This window comes from Undibacterium sp. Ji50W (genome assembly GCF_049340445.1).
In the GTDB taxonomy this organism is placed as follows: Bacteria; Pseudomonadota; Gammaproteobacteria; order Burkholderiales; family Burkholderiaceae_D; genus Undibacterium.
Window position 1 is genome coordinate 53,013 of sequence record NZ_JBMPOX010000003.1, and the last position, 26,385, is coordinate 79,397.

Below are 26,385 nucleotides of genomic sequence, written 5' to 3' on the forward strand. Positions count from 1 at the left end.
TTCTCTAGGTCAATGATGCATTTGCTTTGGAGGCACGATCAAATGCCTCCAATATGGGTTGCAAGCGTTCACGTTTCAACTTCAGCGCTGCCTGGTTCACCACCAGACGTGAAGAAATTTCCATGATGTGCTCAACTTCAACCAGGTTGTTTGCACGCAGGGTGCTACCGGTGCTGACCAGGTCAACAATCGCATCCGACAGGCCTACCAGCGGTGCCAGTTCCATCGAACCATACAGCTTGATCAAATCCACGTGCACTCCCTTGCTGGCGAAATGCTCACGTGCGGTTTCCGTGTACTTGGTAGCGACACGCAGGCGCGCACCCTGGCGCACGGCGTTTTCATAATCAAAACCAAGCGATACAGCCACCGACATGCGGCATTTGGCAATGTTCAGATCGATAGGCTGGTACAGGCCAGCGCCACCATGTTCATGCAAGACATCCTTGCCGGCCACGCCGAAATCGGCAGCGCCATATTGCACATAAGTAGGCACGTCAGAAGCACGCACGATGATGACGCGTACATCGGGATCATTGGTGGCCAAAATCAGCTTGCGCGATTTTTCCGGGTCTTCGGTCACGCGTATGCCCGCTGCTTCCAGCAGGGGCAGGGTTTCTTCAAAGATGCGGCCCTTGGACAAGGCCAATGTCAGTTGTGAAGACATTATTTGACTCGCTGTATCTGTGCACCAACTGCGGAAAGTTTGACTTCCATGCGGTCATAGCCGCGATCCAGATGGTAGATACGGTCAATCAGGGTTTCACCTTCTGCTGCCATAGCAGCAATCACCAGCGAAGCAGAGGCACGCAAATCGGTTGCCATCACCGGTGCACCGACCAGCTTATCGACGCCATTCACAATCGCTGTGTGGCCATCGATTTCTATCTTCGCGCCCAGACGGTTCATTTCCTGTACATGCATGAAGCGATTTTCAAATATCGTTTCGGTAACAATGCTGGTACCTTGGGCAATACAGTCCAGCGCCATGAATTGCGCCTGCATATCGGTCGGGAAACCGGGGTATTCGGTAGTACGGAAACCGACGCCCTTGGGGCGGCCACTCATTTGCGCACGTATCCAGTCGGGGCCGGTCGTCAATATCACGCCCGCTTCACGCAATTTATCCAGAGCGACATCCAGGATGTCACTACGGGTGTTTTTCAAAGTGATGTCACCACCAGTGGCAGCTACGGCACACAGGAAGGTTGCGGTTTCTATGCGGTCGGCGATCACGGTATGGGTCGCACCATGCAGACTATCCACACCCTGGATGACCAGGCGGTCAGTGCCTATGCCTTCTATCTTCGCACCCATGGCAAGCAGCAGGTTGGCCAGGTCGGTGACTTCCGGTTCACGCGCTGCATTTTCCAGCACGGTTTCGCCTTCGGCCAGCGTGGCTGCCATCAACAGATTTTCTGTACCTGTCACGGTAATCATGTCAGTGACTATGCGTGCACCCTTGAGTTTTTTTGCCCTGGCATGGATGTAACCAGCTTCTATGGTGATCTCGGCACCCATGGCTTGCAGGCCCTTGATGTGTTGATCCACAGGACGCGAACCTATCGCACAACCGCCAGGCAGGGACACCTTGGCTTCACCAAAACGCGCCAGCAGAGGGCCCAGCACGAGTATCGACGCGCGCATGGTTTTCACCAGGTCATACGGTGCTTCCAGTTTGTCGACGGCGGCACCGTTCAGGGTAGTCACACCATTTTCCTGCGTCACTTGCAAACCCATCTGACGCAGCAGTTTCAGCATGGTGCTGACATCCTGCAACGATGGCACATTATGCAAAACCACGTCACCCGAGGTCAGCAAGCCTGCGCACAGGATAGGCAGTGCCGCGTTCTTGGCACCGGAGATGTGTATGTCACCATTCAGGCGATTGCCGCCTGTAATCAATAATTTATCCATTATGCGGCGTACTCTTCAGGAGTCAGGGTTTTCATCGAAAGGGCATGTATTTCTTCGCGCATGCGGTCACCCAGCACGGCGTACACAATTTGGTGGCGTTGTATCGGGCGTTTGCCGGCAAAGGCCGTGGAGACGATCACGGCCTTGAAATGCTGGCCATCGCCTTCGACTTCCAGGTGCGTACATTCCAGACCGGCTGCTATGTAATGTTTAATTTGTTCGGGCGTAGGAAACACGGCTAACTTTCTTGATCAAATGGTGACGCAATTGGTGTTGTAGGTAGTGCGGTATTCAGTGTCTCAACTTATATCCGCGTTTTAACATATTGATGGCGATGCTTGCCAACAAAACCGAGAACACGCAAACAATCATCAAACTATGCAAAGGATCAACATCGGACTTGCCGAAGAATCCAAAGCGGAAGCCGTCTATCATGTAGAAAAACGGGTTGAAGCGCGAAATGCTTTGCCAGATACCTGGCAGGGAATGTATGGAATAAAACACGCCCGACAGGAAGGTGGCAGGCATGATCAGAAAATTTTGAAAAGCCGCGAGCTGATCAAATTTTTCTGCCCAGATCCCGGCAATCAAACCCATAGTACCCAACATGGCAGCACCAAGGAAGGCAAAAATCACTATCCACCAGGGCGCAACAAAATGCAGGTCGGCAAACCAGGCTGTTACGATAAAAACCCCGGCACCAACGGCAATACCACGCAGGATGGCCGCCAGTACATAGGCACTGAATATTTCCCAGTGCGACAAGGGTGGCAATAAAATAAACACCAGGTTGCCGGTGATCTTGGACTGTATCAGCGACGACGACGAATTTGCAAAGGCATTTTGCAGAACACTCATCATCACCAGGCCCGGCACCAGGAAAGCCGTGTATTTCACGCCCGGATACACCTGTACATGTTCTTCCAGCACGTGGCCGAATATCAGCAGATACAACAAAGCCGTCATGATAGGTGCAGTAATGGTCTGGGTGGCCACCTTCCAGAAACGCAAGACTTCCTTGTAGAACAGTGTATTAAAGCCCGTCATGCTGCTCATTTGGAGCCCTCCATGATTTGCAGGAAGACATCTTCCAGATCGGCTTGCAGTAAATGCATATCTTCTATGACACAAGCATCGGCACGGAAAGCTGCCAGCATGCCTTCGACCTGGTTGTAGTCCGTCACACGCAGGGCAAACGAACGCGGGTCAGACGGTGTTTCATGGGTAATGACTTTGTCGCGCAGGCTGACTGGCAACGCAACCACACCACTGGCCGCCAGCGTAATCCGCAACTGCGAGCCAGAAATGCGTTTGATCAGGTTGGCCGTACTGTCCAGTGCCACTACCTGGCCCAGTTTCAGCATGGCGATGCGATTGCACAGGGCCTGCGCCTCTTCCAGGTAATGGGTGGTCAACACGACCGTATGGCCTTCGCGGTTCAGACGGGCGATGAATTGCCACAGCGTCTGACGCAATTCGACGTCCACACCTGCAGTCGGTTCATCCAGCACGATGACGGGTGGCTTATGCACCAGTGCCTGGGCCACCAGCACCCGGCGCTTCATGCCGCCGGACAGGGCACGCATATTGGTGTCGGCCTTATTGGTCAGGTCGAGGTTTTCCATCACCTCGTCTATCCATTTGTCATTGTTTTTCAGGCCAAAGTAACCGGATTGCATGCGCAAGGTTTCACGTACCGTGAAGAAAGGATCAAACACCAGTTCTTGTGGTACCACACCAAGCTTCTTGCGCGCATTGCGATAATCACTGACCACATCGTGCCCTTGCACAGTGATATTGCCAGCATCAGCCCGGTTCAAGCCCGCCAGTATGGAAATCAGCGTGGTCTTGCCAGCACCATTTGGGCCCAGCAAGCCGAAGAACTCACCTTCTTCAACCGTGAGTGAAACACCACCCAGTGCTTGTAGCGACTGGTAGCGTTTTTGTATATTGGTAATTTGTATGGCTGCCATCTGGCGTTGTTTGCACTTACGTGCTCATCAGGGGTAGAAAGAACCGGAAGCTTGGGCTAAACGCCATTCAGGTGGCGAAACCTTTGATTATAGGGGATTTTCCGGATTTGATCTGAAATGGCACAGCTTCATGGGTAGGTACTGTGCATTTCGGTGGCTAGCAGCACGACGCCGCCAGGCAAGAACCTGTTTACGATCTTACTGCGCATGCGTGATCGGGGCTCATGTGCTGCTCAAAATGCTCATGTACTTAAGTACATTCCGCTTTTTGCGCTGCGTTTTTTGTTACCCTTACTCCCGCTGACGCTCGCTACAGATCGTAATCAGGTTCTAAGAAGCGTCAATGTCGTTCTGGAACGGTGACCTGAAACTGTTCGCTCAGGCCATATAAAGCGATCAGGCTGAGCAGACTGGCTGGCAGTCCCTGGAATTGCAATTCTTTACCTTGCTGCAAGGCGTTACGTTGCCATTCAATCATGACAACCACGGCACTGGAATCTATCTTGCTCAATTCAGATAAATCAAAAGCTAATTGCCCCGAGGCAATCGCAGACAAGCCCGCAGTCACTGCTGCGGGGGCATTGTCATGGCATAGCTCGCCTGTTACTTTATACACAAATACCTCGTCAGCTTATTTTCGTCATGCTTATTTTGCAGCAGCCTTGGCAGCCCCGGAAGATGCCAGTTTCTTATTTTTTTCAGACAGTGTCTTGATCAGGCCATCGATACCAGACTTGGTGATTTCTGCTGAAAAGCTGCCTTTATAGGTTTCCACCAACCAGGCACCGAGTACATTGATGTCAAAAATTTTCCAACCGGCTGGCAATTTTTCCAGGCGATAGTTCAACTGGAGAGGCTCGCCACGGGTCTGAATCACCTGGGAACGCACTTCCACCTCAGTGTCTTCAGCTGCCGCACGCATAGGCTTGAATTCCACGCGCTGATCCTTGATCTGGGCTATAGCACCAGAGTAAGTGAACACCAACAAGGTGCGGAATTCATTGGTCAGCTGCTTTTGCTGCTCAGGCGTGGCTTCTTTCCAGCTTTTACCGGCAGCCAGCGATGTCATGCGTGGGAAGTCGATAAACGGCAGGATCTTGCTTTCCACCATGTCATAGACACGTTTTTGATTACCGGCCTGAATTTCCTTGTCGTTCTTGGCCAGATCCAGAATTTCCTGACTGAGACGCTTGATCAATACATCCGGCGCTTCCTGTTGCGCCATGGCATTACCACTGAACAGGGTCACACCAAGCAAGGTCAGAGCAATTATTTTTGTGATTAGATTCTTCATTTTTTATTCCTTTTTTATGCGATATGCATATCGCGTTAACCTGCCAGCCTGCAAGCAGGTTGACGGCAGTTATTATTTCTTACAATTTGTGCACACCAGATCAGCAGATCCGGCAAATAATTTGCACAAATACAATAATTTTAATCGTCGTCAGGATTCACCTGACCTGCACGACGTTGCAAATAGGCATCCCGGAAAAATACATATTTATCCAGCGCCGCTTCTTCAAGCAAACTGCCGGCATCCAGCACCGATGCCCGTTTATCCACCAGGCGCAACACTGTGCCTATGTTTTTCACGTAGACCGGCCGCTTGTATGTCCACAAATCACCTTTCAAATCAACCGGGGTCGCCAGCGCATCACGTACCGTTGATGGCCCCAACACCGGTAACACCAGGTAAGGTCCGGACTTGACACCCCATTTGCCCAAAGTCTGTCCAAAATCTTCATTGTGCTTGGGCATACCGGCAGCAGAGCCGATGTCCAGCAAACCACCAATACCAAAGGTGGTGTTCACCGCAAAACGCATCACATCGGTGACGCCATCATTGACGCGGCCCTGCAATATATTGTTCACTGCATTCCAGACATCGCCGATATTGCTGAAAAAGTTACCGACACCGGTTTGCACAAACGTCGGCAAAGCAGCACGATAGCCTTCCGCCACCGGTTTGACGATCGCCTGATCGACGGTGTCATTGAAACTGAACATGGCACGGTTAAAACCCTCAAGCGGATCACGCGGGTTTTTACCGATATTGGTCTTGGTGCTCAGTACATCAAGGGTTTGGTCTGCCTTGTCCTTGATCTTTTCTACCGTGACCGTGCTACATCCCGTCAACACGATGCTGGTAAGTAGCAATAACAGGGGAAGCAGTCTGCGTAACCCGGAGAATGCAGGGAATGGGGATTGGGATTTCATTTTTTCTCTTCCGTATTGCCATCCGCGGCTTTACTAAACAGGAATTGGCTGATCAGGTTTTCCAGCACAATGGCATCCTGTGTATATTTAATTCTGTCACCGGCAACCAGGACTTTTTCTTCATCGCTGCCAGGTGACAGACCTATGTATTGTTCGCCCAGCAAACCAGCCGTCAAAATCTTGATAGACGAGTTTTGCGGGAATTTGTAGCGTTTTTCCAGATCCATCACGACCGTAGCCTGGAAGGTTTTATCATCGAATTTGATTTGGCTGACACGACCGACCACCACGCCTGCGCTTTTCACCGCCGCCCGTGGTTTAAGGCCACCGATATTGTCAAAACGTGCCGTTACGGAATAGGTTTGCTCAAATGAGAGCGAGCTCAGGTTACCGGCCTTCAGCGCCAGGAACAGCAAAGCCAGAGCGCCGAGCACCACAAACAGACCTACCCAGAAATCCAGAGATTTTTTTTGCATTTTCTTTTTTCCTACATTTTGTTAGCCAGCCATTGAGCGAGGCATCAACAAATCAATCCGTATGCGCTGCCTGTATGAATGAAACCGTGCATCATTACAGGCGGGCGATGTTTAAAATTCAGATATACCTTAGTTGCTTACAGTTGCTCTTAGTTGCTCGTGTCTACTATCTACTATATACAAGCTACATGTTTCTTCGTCATGTCATGCACGATCATTGAAACATCCACGCAGTCAGTATGAAATCCAGACACAACACCAGCAAGGAAGAAACAACCACCGTCCTGGTAGTAGCACGTGCCACGCCCTCAGGGGTAGGCTGTGCTTCATAACCTTGAAACAAGGCGACAAAACTGACTGCGAAACCGAACACGATACTTTTGATGACGCCATTGCCGATGTCTTGCCAGATTTCTACGCCAGCCTGCATCTGCGACCAGAACGCGCCATTATCAACGCCGATCAGCTTCACGCCGACGATGTAACCACCAATAATACCCATCGCATTGAATACCGATGTCAACACCGGCATCGCAATAATGCCAGCCAGAAAACGTGGTGCCAGCACCCTTTGTATGGGGTTGACTGCCATCATTTCCATAGCGGCCAATTGTTCACCAGCCTTCATCAAGCCTATTTCTGCCGTCAATGACGTACCGGCACGTCCGGCAAACAGCAATGCTGTCACCACCGGGCCCAGTTCGCGCGTGAGTGACAAGGCCACCAGTAAACCCAGGGCTTCTTCTGAACCATAACGGTTCAGGACATAATACCCCTGGTAAGCCAGCACAAAACCGATGAATAATCCGGATACGGCAATGATCAGCATGGAATAATTGCCGATGAAATGTATCTGGTCTGTCACCAGGCGTGGCCGGCGCCACAAACCCAGGCAATTACTCAGGATAGAAAAAAAGCTGCGTGCAGAATAGCCAAGATCAGCCACAGTCGATCTGACAGCACCGCCTATTTTTTCAATTATCATGCACGCTTCTCCAGTCCAAGATCATCCTGCAGGGAAGCGCCGGGGTAATGAAAAGGAACCGGACCATCTGCCTCGGCATGCACAAACTGCCTGACATAAGGATCATCCGAAACCTGCATTTCTTCCGGCGTACCCTGTGCGACGATTTTGCCCTTGGACAAGAAATAGACATAATCCGCAATCGCAAAGGTTTCATGCACGTCATGCGAAACCAGAATGGATGTAGACCCCAAAGCGTCGTTCAAGTTCCGTATCAAATTGGCAGCAACCCCCATGGAAATCGGATCCAGACCGGCAAATGGTTCATCGTACATGATCAGTTGCGGGTCCAGCGCCACCGCGCGCGCCAGAGCTACACGCCTGGCCATACCACCCGACACTTCAGATGGCATCAGACTTGCCGCATTACGCAAACCGACGGCCTGCAATTTCAACAGCACCAGGTCGCGTATCATGGACTCGCTCAGATCCGTATGCTCACGCAAGGGAAAAGCCACGTTATCAAACACGCTCAGATCAGTGAACAAGGCACCATGCTGGAACAGCATGCCCATTTTGCGGCGCATGGCATACAAGCCATCATTATCAAGCCCGCTGATTTCCTGTCCATTGACGCTGACACTACCTTGCTGGGCGCGAATCTGCCCACCGATCAAACGCAGTATGGTTGTCTTACCTGATCCAGAACCACCCATCACGGCAATCAGTTTACCGCGTGGAAAATCCATATGCAGTCCAGACAAAATCGCCCGGTCTCCATACCCAAAATGGATATCACGAATTTCTACAAGATTTGGCACAGCAGAGGAGATAGTTTTGTAAAAGCTAGATTGTAATGCAGAACAGCAAAGAGAGTTGTACAGACAACTATGACAAAAATACAATGATTCAGGATAAATTCGGAATAACTGAATAAATCCACGCAAAACACAGCAAAGTCACCCATCTCAAAATTTTATTCGAAAATGAGGGGTGAAAAAATAAATTTTTTAATGAACAAGAAGTCAGTTATTTACAAATACTTACTCTTTCATTAAGTTCTTCGCTATTTTGACAGTCTGGTTTATGCGCCAAGCATACACAAAAACTGCTTGTTCATGATCAATGCCGGGCACTATAAGTGCCAATAACAACACAAATCAGTAACTCTAATAGCTGCACAAATGAAGCGGGAGCAAGCCTTGCGTGCCTGCTCCCTGTCTTATGTCTTGTCATGCCAGCCATATGCACATCAGCTGCCCGGCAAGCCGATGCAGATTAACGTGGCAGTACCGAATCACCCATCAGGAAGACATCCACTTCGCGTGCACACTGACGGCCTTCACGGATCGCCCATACAACCAGCGACTGGCCACGACGCATATCACCTGCCGCATACACTTTGTCGACATTGGTTTTGTAGCAGCCAGCACCATCTGTCGTTGCCTTGGCATTGCCACGCGCGTCCTTATCGACACCGAAAGCATCCAGCACCTGCTGGACTGGTGAAACAAAGCCCATGGCCAGCAAGACCAGGTCAGCCTTCATTTCAAATTCGGAATCCGGCACTTCCTGCATCTTGCCATCTTTCCATTCAACGCGGCAGGCGATCAACTTATCAACCTTGCCGCCCTTGCCTTCCAGACGTTTGGTGGCAACCGCCCAGTCACGCTCGCACCCTTCTTCATGGGAAGAAGAGGTACGCAATTTGGTAGGCCAGTAAGGCCAGACCATGGGTTTGTTTTCCTGTTCTGGCGGTTGTGGCATCAGTTCAAACTGGGCAACCGATTTGGCACCATGGCGGTTCGAGGTTCCAACGCAGTCCGAACCGGTATCACCACCACCGATCACCACGACATGCTTGCCACTGGCCATGATCTGGTCTTTGACCTTGTCACCCGCATTGACCTTGTTTTGCAAGGGCAAAAAGTCCATGGCAAAGTGCACGCCTTTCAGTTCACGGCCAGGCACTGGCAAATCACGCGGGGTTTCTGCTCCACCGGCAATGATGACCGCATCAAATTCTTTTTGCAGTTGTTCAGGTGAGACGGTTTCCTTGGCCCAGTTGGTGACGGTGGCCGGGAAATCCTTGCCGACAAACACACTGGTGCGGAAAGTGACGCCCTCTGCTTTCATCTGGTCGACACGGCGGTCGATATGCGATTTTTCCATCTTGAAATCAGGAATGCCATAACGCAACAAGCCACCGACGCGATCATTCTTTTCAAATACGGTCACATCATGACCGACACGTGCCAATTGCTGCGCCGCCGCCATGCCTGCAGGACCAGAGCCAACCACGGCGATTTTCTTGCCGGTCTTGATGGACGGCACTTGCGGCACGACCCAGTCGTTTTCCCAGCCTTTGTCAATGATGAAATGTTCGATCGACTTGATACCTACTGCATCACTATTGATACCCAGGGTACAGGCGGATTCGCAAGGTGCAGGGCAAATACGACCAGTAAATTCCGGGAAGTTATTGGTGGAATGCAGCGTGTCCAGCGCCAGTTTGTAATTGCCGTTGAAGACCAGATCATTCCAGTCGGGAATGATGTTATTCACTGGACAGCCGTTGTTACAGAAAGGAATGCCGCAATCCATGCAGCGCGCTGCCTGCACCTTGGCCTGGCCATCATCAAGATGCACCAAAAATTCTTTGTAATGCTTTTTACGTGACTGTGGTGCCTCGCTTGCTTCCTGCAAGCGCTTGTATTCCATGAAGCCGGTAACTTTACCCATTTTCTAACCTCAATATCGTTGCGGGCATCTGCCCTGTCTTAATCTGAATAAGCTAAATAGTCTGAACAACACATGGAGACGCCACCGCAGCCAGGCTGCGGCGCGACCATCCAGCCTAGGCGGCGACTTTTTCCTTTTTGGCTGCGGCTTGCTTGGCCGCATACATTTCACCCAGCGCACGCTTGTATTCGGTAGGGAATACCTTGACGAACTTGGCACGGCTGCGCGCCCAGTCGTCCAGCAGGTTGCGGGAACGGGTGCTGCCTGTGTGTTTGAAATGACGCTCGATCAGATTACGCAAGATAGCTTCGTCCGTCTCTCTTTCACCGCCGCTGAGGCGGCTATGCCAGATCGATTTATCCAGCGTGGCCACCTGTACATCGCCAGCCAGCACTGGCTCCAGTGTCACCATGGACATATTGCATTTGGCTTCGAACTCGCCTTCCGGGTCATACACGTAAGCGATACCGCCCGACATACCGGCAGCGAAGTTACGGCCGGTGTCACCCAGCACGATGACGGTACCGCCAGTCATGTATTCGCAACCATGGTCACCGGTTCCTTCAACCACTGCCAGCGCACCGGAATTACGTACTGCAAAACGTTCACCGGCAACGCCGTTGATGAAGGCTTCACCAGAAATCGCCCCGTACAGCACGGTATTGCCGCAGATGATGTTATCGACAGCCCAGCCACGGAATTCAGTATTCGGGCGGATGATGATGCGACCACCTGACAAACCTTTACCGACGTAGTCATTGCCCTCACCCACCAGATCAAGCGTCACGCCATGCGCCAGGAAGGCACCAGCAGACTGCCCCGCCGTACCCTGCAACTGGATATGGATGGTGTCATCCGGCAAACCGGCATGGCCATATTTTTTCGCCACTTCACCGGACAGCATGGTGCCGACAGTACGGTTAAGGTTTTTGATAGGAGAGATAAAGGATACTTTTTCACCGCTTTCCAGGGCAATTTTTGCCTGGGAAATCAACTTGTTATCCAGCGCTTTTTCCAGACCGTGATCCTGCACATCAATATGCCGTATTGCAGCCCCTTCAGCCACTTCTGGCTGATGGAAAATGCGGCTGAAGTCCAGCCCCTTGGCTTTCCAGTGACCGACAGCCTTGGATTTGTCGAGCAAATCAACACGTCCGATCAAATCGTCATACGTGCGGATACCCAGTTGCGCCATGATCTGACGCAGCTCTTCAGCAACGAAGAAGAAGTAATTCACGACATACTCAGGTTTGCCAGAAAACTTGGCGCGCAATACAGGGTCTTGTGTAGCGACACCGACCGGGCAAGTATTCAGATGGCATTTGCGCATCATGATGCAGCCTTCAACCACCAGCGGTGCAGTCGCAAAACCGATTTCGTCGGCACCCAGCATGGCGGCAATCGCGACGTCACGGCCGGTTTTCATCTGACCATCAGCCTGTACCCGGACACGGCCACGCAAGCCATTCAAGACCAGTGTTTGCTGGGTTTCAGACAAGCCCAGTTCCCATGGTGTACCGGCATGCTTGATGGACGACAAAGGCGATGCACCTGTACCGCCGTCATGACCAGCGATCACCACGTGATCAGCCTTGGCCTTGGATACACCGGCAGCAATCGTGCCGACCCCCACTTCAGATACCAGCTTGACCGAGATCGACGCTTTAGGATTGACGTTTTTCAAATCATGGATCAACTGCGCCAGATCTTCGATCGAATAAATATCATGGTGTGGCGGCGGTGAAATCAAGCCCACGCCAGGTACCGAGAAACGCAGTTTGGCAATGTACTCAGACACTTTGTGGCCTGGCAACTGACCGCCTTCGCCCGGCTTGGCACCTTGCGCCATCTTGATCTGTATCTGGTCGGCCGAACTCAGGTATTCTGCCGTCACGCCAAAGCGGCCGGAAGCTACCTGCTTGATTTTTGAACGCAGCGAATCACCGTCCAGCAAGGGAATATCGACTTCGATCTGGTCTTTGCCAACCACCGAAGCCAGGGTCTGGCCCTGCTTGATCGGGATACCTTTCAGTTCTTGCTGATAACGCGCCGGGTCTTCACCACCTTCACCGGTATTCGATTTACCGCCTATGCGGTTCATCGCCACTGCCAGTGTGGCATGTGCTTCCGTACTGATGGAACCCAGGGACATCGCGCCAGTCGCAAAGCGTTTGACGATTTCCTTGGCTGGTTCTACCTGGTCCAGCGGGATGGCCTTGGCCGGATCGATCTTGAATTCAAACAGGCCACGCAAAGTCATGTGACGCTTGCTTTGATCATTGATGATCTGGGCGTATTCCTTGTACGAATTGTAGTTGTTGGAACGGGTGGAATGCTGGAGTTTGGCAATCGCATCCGGTGTCCACATATGGTCTTCACCACGCACACGGTACGCATATTCGCCACCGGCGTCGAGGGCATTTTCCAATACCGGGTCGCTGCTGAAAGCCAGTTTGTGCAAACGCAGAGCTTCTTCTGCCACTTCAAACACGCCTATACCTTCCACATTCGAGGCCGTACCCTTGAAATATTTGTCCACCAGTGATTTGTTCAAACCGATGGCTTCAAAAATCTGCGCGCCACAGTAAGACATATAGGTGGAAATACCCATCTTGGACATGACTTTCATCAAGCCTTTGCCAATTGCCTTGGTGTAGTTGTAGATGGCTTTTTCTGCCGACAAATCGCCGGACAGGTCTTTCGCCATGTCTGCCAGTGTCTGCATCGCCAGGTAAGGATGAACTGCCTCTGCGCCATATCCTGCCAGCAAGGCGAAGTGATGGGTTTCACGGGCAGAACCTGTTTCCACTACCAGGCCAGTGGTGGTACGCAAGCCCTTGCTGACCAGGTGTTGATGCACGGTCGATGTTGCCAGCAATGCTGGAATCGCCACATAGTTGGCATCCATCTTGCGATCAGTGATGATCATGATGTTATGGCCAGACTTGACCGCATCCACGACTTCAGCACAGATGGAAGCCAGACGTGCTTCAATGCCGTCCTTGCCCCATGCCACCGGATAGCAGATGTCCAGTTCATACGACTGGAACTTGCCACCGGTATTCGCGCTGATGTTACGCAACTTGGCAATATCGGCAAAATCCAGGATAGGCTGCGACACTTCCAGGCGCATAGGTGGATTGATGTTATTGGTGTCCAGCAGGTTCGGCTTGGGGCCGATGAAGGATACCAGCGACATCACCATCGCTTCACGGATAGGATCGATAGGCGGGTTGGTCACCTGGGCAAACAATTGCTTGAAGTAGTTGTACAGGGGCTTCAGCTTGTTCGACATGACGGCCAGTGAAGAATCATTGCCCATGGAGCCGATTGCTTCTTCGCCACCAATAGCCATCGGTGCCATCAGGAACTTCAGGTCTTCCTGGGTGTAGCCGAATGCCTGCTGGCGGTCCAGCAGGCTGGCGCTGTAGTCAGCCTTGTCTGCTCCGGGTTTCAGGTCATTGAGCTTGATGCGTACCGATTGTATCCACTGCTTGTAAGGCTTGGCATTGGCATAGGTATCCTTGATTTCCTTGTCGTCGATGATGCGGCCTGCTTCCAGGTCGATCAGGAACATCTTGCCAGGTTGCAGGCGCCATTTCTTGATGATCTTGGATTCAGGAATTGGCAAGACACCGGATTCGGATGCCATGACTACCAAATCATCATCGGTGATGATGTAACGTGCCGGACGCAGGCCATTCCTATCCAGCGTGCCACCGATCTGGCGGCCATCGGTAAATGCCATCGCAGCCGGGCCATCCCATGGTTCCATCATGGCCGCATGGTATTCGTAGAAGGCGCGACGGTTTTCATCCATCATGGTGTGATTTTCCCAGGCTTCCGGGATCATCATCATCATTGCCTGGGCGATAGGGTAACCAGCCATGACCAGCAGTTCCAGCGCATTGTCGAAACTGGCTGTGTCGGACTGGCCTTCAAAAATCAGCGGATACAGTTTTTGCAAATCATCACCGAGCACGGCGGATTTCATCACCCCTTCGCGGGCGCGCATCCAGTTGAAGTTGCCTTTTACTGTATTGATTTCACCATTATGCGCAATCATGCGGTAAGGATGAGCCAGCGGCCATTCAGGGAAAGTATTGGTAGAGAAACGCTGATGCACCAGCGCCAGCGCAGAAATACAGCGCTCATCCTGCAAGTCTTTATAGTAGACACCAACCTGATCCGCCAGCAGCAAGCCTTTATACACTATGGTGCGGGCCGACATCGACGGAACAAAGTATTCTTTACCGTGGATCAGCTTCAGCGCTTCAATCGCATGTACCGCAGATTTGCGAATGATGTACAGCTTGCGTTCCAGCGCATCGGTCACCATGATGTCCGGGCCACGACCGATGAAAATCTGACGTATGACGGGTTCTTTTTCGCGTACGGTCGGCGACATCGGCATGTCGCGGTCCACCGGCACATCACGCCAGCCCAGTACGACCTGGCCTTCGGCGCGCACGGCGCGTTCGATTTCCTGCTCACAGGCCAGACGGGATGCATGTTCCTTAGGCAAGAAGATCATGCCGACGCCATATTCACCTGGCGGCGGCAGGCTGATGCCCTGCTTGGCCATCTCTTCACGATAATACTGGTCAGGAATCTGGATCAGGATACCGGCACCGTCACCCATCAGGGCATCCGCACCTACGGCGCCCCTGTGGTCCAGGTTTTTCAATATCAGCAAACCCTGATCAACGATGGCATGGGTCTTTTTACCTTTGATATGGGCAACAAAACCGACGCCACAGGCATCGTGTTCATTGGATGGGTCGTATAAACCTTGAGCATGCATAGCGATCTCCGGAAAACAAATATAAATTCAGCACTTACGCAAAACTGCTATCGCTTGTTCAAACCCGGGGCCATCACAGCCATACCCTGGTAGATCAGGATTGGGTGTCTGTTGGAAACTCGCCGGCAATGTCGCCGACAGTGACTTGCAGGCATGAAGACAGGGTAGTAAACAGTTTTGCGTAAATCCTGAAAAGGACTAAGGGAGAGAATACTGCGGTGCAAAAGATTATTCAACAAGTTTATTTAGGGTCAGTGTCAAATTAAATCAATCAAATTTTCAAATTTATTTAATTGGGGACATAGTAAATACAGGGAAATTTATAGCTGTTTCGACATTCTTTGGAATGTAAACTGAATGGTTTGCGTCTTGCGGGATGATGGTGTTCAGGAATTAACGACAGCTTTGCGGGGGCGGCCACGCTTGATGGGCTCTACCCGTCTTTCTGTCAGTTTGCTCATCTCTATCTTGAAACGGGATGAACCCAGCATCCAGGCTTTGGAAGTTGCCTGGGTAATTTCCATAATCTGCTGGCTGGACAAGCCCTGCTCCATCCCTTCGCGATACGCAGCTTCGCGTTGAAACGGCGTATTGCCTAAAGCCCAATAGGTGCTGTGATCGGTGATCAGCGGATCAATATGCAGACCTATGTGATGACGGTAACTGGACCAGGTGTAATCTAGCAAATCCGCCACCAGCCCAGCCCGCTGGGGGTTGCTTTCAATGTAAATACTGCAGGGTATGAAGTAAGCGGCAGATTCGATCACCGTGGCCCGATAGCGCCCTTGCCACAAGGTGCCACTGCGCTGGTATTTGCGATTGAAATAGGGGACATAGTGCCGCCCCAGCCATTGCATCATCTTGCCCAGACCGGTTTCATCACCTGGTGTCAGCAGCAAATGCAGGTGATCGGGTAATAAGGCATAGGCGTGGATGGCGACATCAAACAGGTTAGCCGCCTGCTTCAGCCAATCGAGAAAGGCTGTGTAATCTTCCGCATCAATAAAAACCATGGCACCAGCGTTTCCACGCTGGATGACATGATGTTGCTGATGCGGGATAACGAGTCGGGCTAATCTGGCCATGGCAGGGCAAGCAAGGTGCAATCCGAAAAAGAGACTGGATTGTGCTTGCCCAAGGCGTGCTTGTCAAAATATATTGCCCTGACGCAGCACAGGGCAATATATTTTGACAAGCACGCCAGACTTCAGCTGGCGATCTGACTGAGGTCAGACCGTACTAAAATCAGGCTGCGATCAACTGTGGTGTTGCTGGACTCTTCAGACGGAACACTTTCAGTGCACGTTTCGCATCTGGTACGGCGACAACTTCCGGTACACCGGTCATCAATTCGGAAATACGGCTTTTCAGGGCCTTGGCTTGCGTAACCAGTTTAAAATGCGCAGCACGCTGCGTCTGTACGATACTCCAGCGCGCTACAGGCGCATGGCCGCTACCGTCCAGCAAGGATCTTTCGCGCAGCCAGTTCTCGAAAGAACGGGTAGTCATGTCGCTTTCTATCCAGATCAAATGATCTGACGTCATCTTCTTGCTATTGTCCGAGGGGCGAACCAGTATTTCGTAAATCATTTTCTGACTCCTGTAAGTGAAACTTTGCTTAATGGAAGTAGTCAGCAAAGATTCTTTAGTCCAAAACGATTCGACCCGCAGTTCAGTTGACACGGAACGTTACAAAAGCCCGGATTTTTTTCATATTTTTTATAAAAAAACAATAAAAAAGCCTGTTTTTGCGTAAAAAACAGGCTTTTCGCCAGTTTTCTTTAACAATCCGTAACAAATAGGAAGTCAACTAACAAGGTGTTTTTTCACTTCGACTTACCAGGCAGATGTCGAAAAAGCACGTCGACAGCATCCCATCCAACTTACTTACCCAACTTACTTACCCAACTTACTTACCCAACTTACTTACCCAACTTACTTATTCAACTTATTCATTCCGCTTACGCATTCAGCTTGACCGGATTTACGTTGACCACATCCTGCCTTCAATAACCAGGGACAGTATCGCTGCCTGTGCTTGCAAGGATTGCATTAATAAAACGTCATCTGGATGCTTGCGCCCAGCAGCCAGTTACGCCCCAGGGCTGCTTCGTAAAACCGCCGGTTTGTATCAGCGACGATCACCGAGCCGACATACGTCTTATCCGATAAATTATTCACACGCAAAAATTCCTTGAAGCGCCAGGCACCAGCATCTTGTCTGGCACCAATACGGAAATTGGCAATGGCATAAGCCGGCGCAGCTGTCTCTTTATTGCTGTCTTCGACATATAACTTGCCGCTACCGAGCATTTCCAATCCCACATTAAAACGCTCATCCTGAGCATGCCATGCAAGTTCGCCATACCAGTTGGTATTTGGCACACCTGGCAAGCGGTTACCTGCCGCAATCGCTCCATAGGCTTGGTCATAGATTGCCCGCAAAGCCGTGCCGGAAAACCGGGCACTGACCCCATTGTGCCAGGACCAGTCCAGCGCCACTTCCACTCCCTGGCGCAAAGTCCTGGCAGCATTCCAGTAGCTGGTCCGCCCGCCGACGGCTGTGTCAACCACCAGTTCATCGGTGCTACGCACCTGGAAAATGGCCGCGTTCAATCTTGCACCACCCGGCAAGACGACTTTTGCACCTGCTTCCATCTGGGTATTTTGTGCCGCCCGCAAATTGAAATTAAATCCACTACCACTGCCTGAATAAAATAATTCATTCAGCGTAGGGCTTTCCATACCACGCGCTGCACTGGCATACAGGTTCAGATCGGGGTTCCATTTATACAATAGTCCGGCAAATTGCGTGGTTTTCGCATAGCTCAGGCTGCCGCTGTCATTGCCATTCGCCAGAAAATAATCATATACCCGGATATCCAGCTGATTGCGTCGCAAGCCAGCACTGAATCGCCATGGTCCAGCCACCCATTCCGTTTGCAGATAGGGGTCAAGGCTGGTGACGATATCTTGTTCATCACGTCGCAAATTACCTTTCACGCCATACTGCGCAAGGATAAAATTTTCAAACCCCTGGCGTTTGTCGCTGGATCTTGCGTAATCCAGTCCCAGTGTCGTGGTCAACACGCCGCCAGCCAATTCAGTGGTAGTAAGCCAGTTAACTTCCGCGCCGTAAAAATGCCGGTCAAAATCAACCACGCCACCCGACTGGCTGGCAGTTGCCTGGAACGCCTTGGAAAACGCCTGGTACTGGCTCACCTGACGGTCACCGTCATACAAGCTGAGCCGCAAGCGACCGCTATCCATCAGTTGCTCATAAGTCAGCCCGAATTGCACATGATTGATACTTTTGCGGGTGTTGTAACGTTCGGCAAATGAGCGCTTTGGGTTCTGCGTGTCAGAACTGTCAATTTCTGCCTGGCGTGGATTATTCAGGAATGTCAGCCATTGCACGCCCAGCGGGTCCTGGGTATCCGCCTGGACCAGCCTGTTTGCCACCAGTGTCAGCTTGCTTTTCTCCCATGGGACCAGCGCTATCTTGGCGAAATTAGCCTCGCGTTTTGCGGCACTGTGCTGTCGATATCCGCTAGTCTGAAAACGCGAACTATCTACCACATAGGCAATGCCTGCACTTTCCCCCTGGGCGTTGACATCAATCTTACCGACACCATCACTGCCACTGAGCAGGTTCAGCTCAACCGAAGCCGGGCCCTCACCAGTTTTGGTCAGCAACTGCATCACTCCACCAGAATGATTTCCATAGATGGCGGCAAGCGGGCCGCGCAAAACCTCGATGCGACTGGCGACATCGAGGTTAAATGTGGCCGCCTGTCCCTGACCGTCAGGCATGGTGGCTGGGATGCCGTCGCTGATCAAACGCATGCCACGGACACCAAAGGCAGAGCGTGCACCAAAACCACGGGAAGATATTTGCAGGTCTTGCGCATAATTCTGCCGGTTCGATACCACCAGGCCAGGCACCGATACCAGCGCCTCAGACAGATTGACGCGCATCTGCGCCTCACCCGTGCGGGTATCGTCAACGACATCAATCGCAGCCGCCAGATCAAAGCTGCTGCGTTCAACACGACTGCCACTGATGACTACGACATCACCCGGCGTATCGGCATATGCTGGCATCAGACCAATCAGACTACACTGTACAAGCAGGCTCAGCCCCAGAAAAACTCTCTTTTTATGCATATCTCTTCTTTGCTTCAAGTATTCAGGCCAAGCGGCACGCAAACAGTAGCCAAATCAGGCTTCATCTGCAGCGTCACTAGCCTTGCGTTGCGCAAGATACTCGTACTTGCTGGGCAAGATATGGTCGACGCAAAGTTGTGCCAGCGTCCAGTTGTCACGTCCCTTCAGCAGTTCTATCATCAATGCATGCTGGGCCACAGAAATCTGCAATTTGTCTGGCACAGCCAATGAGTTGGTGCGGATTGCATAACTCAAATTCATATAATCCTGAATCGAGCGTTCCAGATAGCTGTTGCCACACAGAGAAAATATTTTCGAATGAAATTGATCATTCAATTCATGCACACCACGCAGGTAAGCATTCTTCACATGCACTAAATACGTCTGATGAATCGCATTCAATTCATCAATAAATTCTGGCGGTGCTGGCAGCTTGAACATCAGTACGGCCTGGCGCTGCAAAAACTCGCGTACCTCATAAATCTGGTTCACCTCTTCTTGCGAAAACGAACGTACACGCACGCCTTTGTTGGGTTCACGCGTGACTATCCCGGTGCGCTCCAGCCGATTCAGCGCCTGACGCACGCAATGCCTTGTTGCCCCAAAGCGCTGCATCAAGAGATCTTCCACCAGCCGCTCGCCTGGTTTGACACGCAAAAAAAGTATGTCCTCCTCCAGTTGCATGACCAGTTCGGCTTCGCCGATGGCCTGCACGCTATCAAGGGATGGATCAATAGTGCGGCGTTGTGCTTGAGGCATGGGTAAAACTCGTCAGGATGGAAGTATGGTTGATGGCGATGAAAATCTGCCATTCATCTATTATCGATAATATTAACTAAGTAAAATAAATAGCGATCTGTGGCATTTCTAAATTTTACCTTACAAAACAATCGATTAACTATCCAACATAGGATTCAATCAAAAATGTGAGAGCAATATTATTGACAATATTCCCTTCAACCACAATACTGCCCCAGGCAAACAAGAGTACTGATCCTTATAAAAATCCGTACTCAACACAGTAATCCCGGAGGCCTGGCAGTCACCTTCCGTTGCGCAGTTGTATGTCATTGCGCGCCCAATCACCATCTTCACCATCTGAAAAACGACAAGATCATGAAAAGTATCATTCTTAGTTGCTGCCTTTTGGGTGCGTCTGTCACAGCGCACAGTCAAGCCCCTGCCGTGGCCCTGCAAGTCGACCTGGCCAGGGAAAAAGGTGACATGAAGCCGATATGGGCATGGTTTGGTTATGACGAACCCAATTACACGACAATGAAAGACGGCAAGAAATTACTCAGCGAGATCGCCGCGCTGAGCCCGGTCCCGGTGTATGTACGCGCTCACAATCTGATGACTTCCGGCGATGGCACAGCCGCGCTGAAATGGGGGTCGACCGATATGTACAAAGAAGACAAAGATGGCAAACCCATCTATAACTGGACCATCATCGACAAGATTTTCGATACCTATGTCGAACGAAAAATGAAGCCTTTGGCGCAAATCGGCTTTATGCCGGAAGCACTGTCCGTAGTACCGCAACCCTACCGCCACAATTGGGAGCCTGGTAAAAAATACAAAGACATCATGACAGGATGGGCCCACCCGCCCAAGGACTACGACAAATGGGCAGCACTGATTTATCAATGGGTGAAGCACAGCGTGGACCGCTATGGTCAAGCCGAAGTCGAAAGCTGGTATTGGGAATTATGGAATGAACCAGACGGTGCCTATTTAAAAGCCGCAGACACAGAGCGCGAATATTTCAAGATGTACGATTATGCAGCCGATGCCGTCAAACGCGCCTTGCCAACGGCGCGCATGGGTGGCCCGCACACTGCCAGCTTAGGCAAATTTTTTGATCATTTCCTGAAGCACGCTCTGTACGAAACCAATATGGCAACAGGCAAGACCGGCGCGCCGCTTGATTTTGTCGCCTTTCATGCCAAGGGTTCACCCAGACTGGTCAATGGCGTGGTGCAAATGGGCATCATGGCGCATCTCAGCAAAATTGATCGCGGCTTTTCCATGATTGCTGCTTATCCCGAGTTGAAGAACATACCCATCATCATCGGTGAATCTGACCCCGAAGGCTGTGCTGCTTGCGGCATGCAGACCAATCCAGAAAATGCCTATCGCAATGGCACCCTGTATTCCAGCTACACTGCTGCATCCATTGCCCGTGAATACGAGATTGCCGATCAGCGTGGCGTCAATCTGCTGGGTGCCGTCAACTGGTCGTTTGAATTTGAAGACCAGCCATGGTTTGCCGGCTTTCGCGACCTGGCCACCAATGGCGTCGATAAGCCAGTACTCAATGTATTTCGCATGCTGGGCATGATGTCGGGTCAACGGGTTGAAGTCAGTGGCGATATTGCCTACGACACCGCAGCCGTCATCAAAACCGGTGTACGTGCAGAAAGAACCGACATCAATGCACTTGCCGCCAAAGATAAAAAGGGGGTCAGCATTCTGGTGTGGAATTACCACGACACCGACATCATCGATGCGGGCTCGCCCGTGACACTGACCATCAAGGGCATACCTGCAGACAAACTCACCATGCGTCACTATCGCATTGATGAAACACACAGCAATTCCTATGCAGTCTGGAAAAAGATGGGCTCACCACAAAACCCAAGCACTGCGCAGATTGCAGAACTGGAAAAAGCCGGGCAACTGGCTGAACTCGAAGCTCCTACGTACTTGCAGGTACGTGAGCAGCAAGTGACCCTGCACATGCAGCTACCGCGCCAGGCTGTTTCCTTGGTAAGGTTAGGCTATTAAAAGACATTCCAGCCATTCCGACACTGACAACACCCTATGAAAATCATTACTCTATTCGCCACCCTGTTGCTACTGAACACCTCCTCTGTCCTTGCCGGGGAAGGTGGCGACCTGTATAAACAAAGTTGCGCCCAATGTCACGGTGCCCATCGCGAAGGAGGCTTAGGCCCCAGCCTGCTCAAGCGACCATGGGTCAAGGTCGATGGAAAAAAAGATAGCCTGCAACGCTTCATCAGCGAAGGTTTGCCCAATACCGGCATGCCTGCATGGAAGAATGTCTTGAACCCGAAGCAAATTGCTGCCATCGCTGAATATCTGTTGCTGCCTGAACCAGCGACTCAGGTAGCAAACACAAAGGAGGCACCAGCAGACCCTTATCCCGAACTCAAAAAGTTCCGCCTGCCAGTCGGCTTTTCCATTTCCGTATATAGCGACCAACTTGAAAACGCTCGTGGCATGGCGGTGACTGCATCCGGCATTGTCTTCGTCGGTTCACGTAAAGTCGGAAAAATTTATGCCGTCATCAATAGCGGCAAGGACAATGTGCCGCCCAAAGTGGTCACCGTCGCCAAAGGCCTGGATTCTCCTATCGGGCTGACCTTGCTGAATGGTTCACTGTACGTAGCAGAAATGACGCGTGTCATTCGTTTTGACGACATTGAAAAGACGTATGAAAAATCGCCGCAACTGCATGTAGTCAAAGATGACTTCCCCAAAGACAAATGGCATGGTGAGAAAATAATAAAGGCAGGCCCGGATGGAAAACTGTATATACCGATAGGTGCACCGTGCAATGTCTGCGACAAGGAAGATGCCCCACATTCCAAGATTTATCGTATGAATCCCGATGGCTCAGGCTTTGAAATCTATGCACGCGGCATCAGAAATTCCGTCGGTTTTGCATGGCATCCGATAACCAGGGAAATGTGGTTCACCGACAATGGTCGCGATGAAATGGGCGACAACATGCCTTCTGATAAATTGAACTACGCCCCTAAACCCGGCATGCACTTTGGTTTTCCTTATTGCGCTGGCGGTGTGGTGGAAGATCCGGAGTTCCACAAAAACAGGCGCTGCGAAGAATTTGCAGAGCCCGCAGCCAAGCTGGGGCCGCATGTTGCTTCACTGGGCCTGGCCTACAACGAAGGCACGCAGTTCCCTACGCAATACAAGAATCAGCTATTTATCGCAGAACACGGTTCATGGAACCGCACACAAAAAATCGGTTATCGCGTCGCCCTGATCACCTTACATAACAACAAGGTTGTCAGTGACACCGTGTTCGTCGATGGCTTCTTGCAAGATGAAAAGGTGATCGGCCGCCCCGTCGATATCGCATTCCTGCCGGATGGGTCCATGCTCATCTCGGATGACTTTGGCGGACGCCTCTATCGTGTCAGTTATAGCGAAAAAATCAAGCCATAGCTAGCAGGCTTGCCGCAGGCCAGGCTAACGGCCTATAAAAAAAACGACACCTGGCTCTATGCAGGTGTCGTTTTTTGTTCCCTTGCTTTCCAGGATTTATACAAGCATACGTGCGTAACGTACGAACCATGCTTTTGGTTGACAGCCTGCACTCCCATTAGATCAACAACACTAACAGGCTGAAACTGTCTTTTTTTCGTCAACGGGCTTGTCGTCGACCGCGTTCTTGGCTTACGTAGGCTGACTACGCAAAACAAAGCAAGCAAACCCAAACAGGAATAGGAAAACATCATGAACAAAATCATCACCGCTTTCATCGCCGCCACTGTTGTTATGGGTAGCGCATTTGCACAGACGCCAGCGGCATCTGCAACAGTTGCCAGCACACCAGTAAAAGCAGTAAAGGCCGCGTCGGCAGCCACAGCAGCCAGCGTAGCGAAAGCCGCTCCCGCTGCCAAAGCCAGCGCTGCATCTACCCCTGCCTCTGCCGCCGCAACAACTGAAGCCAAACCAGTGACAGACAAAACGACAAAACATGCAAAAAAAGAAGTCAAGAAAAATGACACCAAAGCTGCATCAGCCTCAGCTAGCGCAGCATCGAAATAAGCTATAAGCCATAAGCAATAGGCAATAAGCGCAGGTATTACCGGCAGCAAAAGCTGCCGGTAAAGAAATCATCAAAACAAAACATTTATATCAGGGAAATAAACATGAACAAGCTCATCACCGCTCTCGTTGCTACCACCGTTATCATGGGTAGCGCATTTGCTCAGACGCCAGCCAGTACAGCGGCAAGTGCGGCAGCAAATAAGCCAGTCAAGGCAGCATCTGCAGCGGCTGCAGCCAGCATCGCAAAATCGGCTCCTGCCGCTGTAGCACTGGCTGCACCGGCAACACCTGAAGCCAAACCAGCGGCGACAGAAAAAACAATGAAACATGAGAAACACGCGAAGCATGAAAAGCACGCGAAAAAAGACATGAAAGCGGACGATGCCAAAGTAGTACCAGCTGCATCAACACCAGCAGCATCGAAGTAATCCGCTGGGAATGGCGGTCTCGTCGAGAGATTGCCGCTTAAAAAAACGACGCCCAATTTTTATTGGGCGTCGTTTTTTATATGCATCCTTGTGCGGATAATACTGCTGCAATGCGCCTTTATCGAAGGAGTCTCATCATTTCGCTGTAACGCGAAAGTAATCGACATCCAGGTTGGAACGTGGTGTAGCAGCTTTTTCCCCAATACTGAAAAGCCCCACCTGTGCGCCCACCCAGCGCCCCTTGCCGACCTTGAAGCTTTGAGCGACTGGTTGGAAATTCACATTGTCTGTGCTGTAAGCGAAACTTGCCATTGCACCGTCGGCCATACTCAGGCGCAGATACATGGAAGCTGGTGCGGATGGCAAGATCACCACAGGTGTTTCCTTGCAGCGGTCGGCAGACGCGGTACAAGTCACATACACAAGTTGCGTCATGCCAGCGGTTTTTTGCAAGCCCAGCCAGGCATATTGCATGGCATTCAAAATCAAGCCAGCCCTGTCGCCATCTGCTGCATTGTTTAACTGGACATGGGTATTGACTACAAATTCTGGTGCCGGCAATTTTTGCGCCAACACCGATGGTGCGCGCCTTATGCTATTGATCATTTCTGGTTCAATTTGCGTGTAAAGACGCAGCATGCCGGGACGTTCACTCAATGAATACCATTGCTCACTAAAGTTAGCATTCCATTCCCATTGAAGGCCCAGCTTGGTTCCATTGAATTCATCGGACGTCGGTGGCACCTTGATTGCCGCACCTGCTACCGGTTTTGCATACGTCAGCACCGGTTGGCCTATGCCAGCTTTCGGGCCATTCTCACCAATGACAGGCCAGTCATCCACCCAACGCATGGGTTGCAGATGCATGACGCGGCCATAGGCTTCCTTGTCCTGGAAATGCAGGAACCAGTCCTTGCCATCCTGCGCCCGCAGCCAGGCACCCTGATGCGGGCCATTGATGGGACTATTGCCCTGATCCATGACAGTACGGACTTCATACGGCCCATTGATGTTGCGCGAGCGGAATACCGCCTGCCAGCCCTGTTCAACCCCACCTGCCGGCGCAAATACATAGTAATAGCCGTTAGCCTTGTAAAATTTCGGGCCTTCCAGCGTACGGTAGTCTGGTATTTTATTGCCATCGATAATAATCTGGCCAGCACTGTCCAGCAGATGGCTGGCATCCGGGGCCATGGCACGCAAGGTCAGGAGATTGTTGATCCCGGCCCGGCTTTTGGCCCAGCCATGCAAAAGGTAAGCCTTGCCATCGTCGTCCCACAGCGGTGTGGGATCGATGATGCCTTTACCCGGCAGCAAGAGCTTGGGTGTACTCCATGGCCCGGAAAAACTTTTTGCCGTGATGACAAAAATACCCAGGTCGGGGTCGGGGTAAAATATCCAGAATTGATTGTCGTGATAACGCAGGCATGGCGCCCAGACACCTTCGCCATGGCGTGGCACTACAAAACGTTCTGCAGGAACCAATTGCGGCAGTGCATGGCCCACCAGTTCCCAGTTCACCAAATCCTTGGATTGAAGCAAAGGCAAACCCGGTGAGCTGTTAAAGCTCGACGATGTCATGTAATACGTGTCACCAACCCGTATCGCATCCGGATCAGAATAATCGGCATGCAGCACCGGGTTTTTATAGCGCCCATCACCCAGGTCAGCCACCCACGGTTCTTTGGTCGCCTCGCCTTGCGTAGTCGGGGTGTGCTGACAGGCAGCCATGCTGAGCCCGAGAAGGATGGTTGACGTGATGCGGTGCATAGTGGAAAACGTGTAAGTGGGCATGCTGGTAACGATCATTTTAATATTCGCGCGAAGAGCTGCGCAGGCAACTCTTCGACTTGTTAAGTGCGGAAAATGCTCAAAG

General features: G+C 51.4%; 22 protein-coding genes. 4 read left to right on the forward strand and 18 right to left on the reverse strand.

What is annotated here, in order from left to right:
- Positions 1 to 4: 4 nt before the first annotated feature.
- The 17 genes from hisG to ACO0K9_RS07305 all read right to left on the reverse strand — a co-directional run bounded on the left by hisG (position 5) and on the right by ACO0K9_RS07305 (position 20,019).
- Entirely contained in the window at positions 5 to 667 is a 663-nt protein-coding gene (hisG, locus tag ACO0K9_RS07225; protein WP_422983282.1) for an ATP phosphoribosyltransferase, read from the reverse strand.
- A complete protein-coding gene (gene murA, locus ACO0K9_RS07230; RefSeq protein WP_422983284.1) occupies positions 667 to 1,917 on the reverse strand; it encodes a UDP-N-acetylglucosamine 1-carboxyvinyltransferase in 1,251 nt (416 codons plus the stop codon). The genes hisG and murA overlap by 1 nt, the downstream gene beginning before the upstream one ends.
- Positions 1,917 to 2,153: a BolA family protein gene (locus ACO0K9_RS07235; protein WP_422983286.1), complete on the reverse strand. Its 237-nt coding sequence runs from the start codon at positions 2,151 to 2,153 to the stop codon at positions 1,917 to 1,919. Before ACO0K9_RS07235 ends, murA begins: the two co-directional genes overlap by 1 nt.
- 55 nt (positions 2,154 to 2,208) lie before the next feature.
- On the reverse strand, positions 2,209 to 2,964 hold the full coding sequence (locus tag ACO0K9_RS07240; protein ID WP_422983803.1) for an ABC transporter permease: 756 nt from the start codon (positions 2,962 to 2,964) through the stop codon (positions 2,209 to 2,211).
- 5 nt (positions 2,965 to 2,969) lie between these two features.
- Positions 2,970 to 3,890, reverse strand: coding sequence for an ABC transporter ATP-binding protein (locus ACO0K9_RS07245; protein WP_422983288.1), 921 nt, complete (start codon positions 3,888 to 3,890; stop codon positions 2,970 to 2,972).
- A gap of 340 nt (positions 3,891 to 4,230) precedes the next feature.
- The gene (locus ACO0K9_RS07250) at positions 4,231 to 4,506 is read right to left on the reverse strand and encodes an STAS domain-containing protein (RefSeq protein ID WP_422983290.1); all 276 of its coding nucleotides are present in this window, start codon (positions 4,504 to 4,506) and stop codon (positions 4,231 to 4,233) included.
- A gap of 30 nt (positions 4,507 to 4,536) precedes the next feature.
- On the reverse strand, positions 4,537 to 5,184 hold the full coding sequence (locus ACO0K9_RS07255) for an MlaC/ttg2D family ABC transporter substrate-binding protein (protein ID WP_422983293.1): 648 nt from the start codon (positions 5,182 to 5,184) through the stop codon (positions 4,537 to 4,539).
- A gap of 140 nt (positions 5,185 to 5,324) precedes the next feature.
- The gene (locus ACO0K9_RS07260) at positions 5,325 to 6,107 is read right to left on the reverse strand and encodes an MlaA family lipoprotein (RefSeq protein ID WP_422983295.1); all 783 of its coding nucleotides are present in this window, start codon (positions 6,105 to 6,107) and stop codon (positions 5,325 to 5,327) included.
- Complete coding sequence (gene mlaD / locus ACO0K9_RS07265; protein ID WP_422983297.1) at positions 6,104 to 6,583, reverse strand: outer membrane lipid asymmetry maintenance protein MlaD; 480 nt, start codon at positions 6,581 to 6,583, stop codon at positions 6,104 to 6,106. Before mlaD ends, ACO0K9_RS07260 begins: the two co-directional genes overlap by 4 nt.
- A gap of 214 nt (positions 6,584 to 6,797) precedes the next feature.
- The gene (mlaE, locus tag ACO0K9_RS07270) at positions 6,798 to 7,568 is read right to left on the reverse strand and encodes a lipid asymmetry maintenance ABC transporter permease subunit MlaE (RefSeq protein ID WP_422983299.1); all 771 of its coding nucleotides are present in this window, start codon (positions 7,566 to 7,568) and stop codon (positions 6,798 to 6,800) included.
- Positions 7,565 to 8,368 carry an ABC transporter ATP-binding protein gene (locus tag ACO0K9_RS07275; RefSeq protein WP_422983301.1) on the reverse strand — a complete coding sequence of 268 codons (804 nt, stop codon included), beginning with the start codon at positions 8,366 to 8,368 and terminating at the stop codon, positions 7,565 to 7,567. Before ACO0K9_RS07275 ends, mlaE begins: the two co-directional genes overlap by 4 nt.
- 457 nt (positions 8,369 to 8,825) lie before the next feature.
- Positions 8,826 to 10,289, reverse strand: a complete 1,464-nt coding sequence (locus ACO0K9_RS07280; RefSeq protein ID WP_422983303.1) for a glutamate synthase subunit beta — start codon at positions 10,287 to 10,289, stop codon at positions 8,826 to 8,828.
- A 115-nt stretch (positions 10,290 to 10,404) separates the two neighbouring features.
- A complete protein-coding gene (locus tag ACO0K9_RS07285) occupies positions 10,405 to 15,093 on the reverse strand; it encodes a glutamate synthase-related protein (protein ID WP_422983305.1) in 4,689 nt (1,562 codons plus the stop codon).
- A gap of 386 nt (positions 15,094 to 15,479) precedes the next feature.
- Positions 15,480 to 16,178: a transposase gene (locus tag ACO0K9_RS07290; RefSeq protein WP_422983307.1), complete on the reverse strand. Its 699-nt coding sequence runs from the start codon at positions 16,176 to 16,178 to the stop codon at positions 15,480 to 15,482.
- 160 nt (positions 16,179 to 16,338) lie between these two features.
- On the reverse strand, positions 16,339 to 16,683 hold the full coding sequence (locus ACO0K9_RS07295) for a hypothetical protein (protein ID WP_422983309.1): 345 nt from the start codon (positions 16,681 to 16,683) through the stop codon (positions 16,339 to 16,341).
- 462 nt (positions 16,684 to 17,145) lie between these two features.
- On the reverse strand, positions 17,146 to 19,197 hold the full coding sequence (locus ACO0K9_RS07300; protein WP_422983311.1) for a TonB-dependent receptor family protein: 2,052 nt from the start codon (positions 19,195 to 19,197) through the stop codon (positions 17,146 to 17,148).
- A gap of 117 nt (positions 19,198 to 19,314) precedes the next feature.
- On the reverse strand, positions 19,315 to 20,019 hold the full coding sequence (locus ACO0K9_RS07305) for a GntR family transcriptional regulator (protein WP_422983313.1): 705 nt from the start codon (positions 20,017 to 20,019) through the stop codon (positions 19,315 to 19,317).
- Positions 20,020 to 20,376: 357 nt separating this feature from the next.
- Between ACO0K9_RS07305 and ACO0K9_RS07310 the strand changes: the two genes are divergently transcribed.
- From ACO0K9_RS07310 to ACO0K9_RS07325, 4 genes are all read left to right on the forward strand, one after another.
- Positions 20,377 to 22,047, forward strand: coding sequence for a GH39 family glycosyl hydrolase (locus ACO0K9_RS07310; protein ID WP_422983315.1), 1,671 nt, complete (start codon positions 20,377 to 20,379; stop codon positions 22,045 to 22,047).
- Positions 22,048 to 22,083: 36 nt separating this feature from the next.
- Positions 22,084 to 23,472, forward strand: coding sequence for a PQQ-dependent sugar dehydrogenase (locus ACO0K9_RS07315; RefSeq protein ID WP_422983317.1), 1,389 nt, complete (start codon positions 22,084 to 22,086; stop codon positions 23,470 to 23,472).
- Positions 23,473 to 23,763: 291 nt separating this feature from the next.
- The gene (locus ACO0K9_RS07320) at positions 23,764 to 24,078 is read left to right on the forward strand and encodes a hypothetical protein (protein WP_422983319.1); all 315 of its coding nucleotides are present in this window, start codon (positions 23,764 to 23,766) and stop codon (positions 24,076 to 24,078) included.
- A 104-nt stretch (positions 24,079 to 24,182) separates the two neighbouring features.
- Positions 24,183 to 24,509 (forward strand): hypothetical protein, encoded by a 327-nt coding sequence (locus ACO0K9_RS07325; RefSeq protein ID WP_422983321.1) that lies wholly within the window; start codon positions 24,183 to 24,185, stop codon positions 24,507 to 24,509.
- A gap of 135 nt (positions 24,510 to 24,644) precedes the next feature.
- Here ACO0K9_RS07325 and ACO0K9_RS07330 read toward each other — a convergent pair whose 3' ends face one another.
- Entirely contained in the window at positions 24,645 to 26,318 is a 1,674-nt protein-coding gene (locus tag ACO0K9_RS07330) for a glycoside hydrolase 43 family protein (protein ID WP_422983323.1), read from the reverse strand.
- Positions 26,319 to 26,385 lie beyond the last annotated feature (67 nt).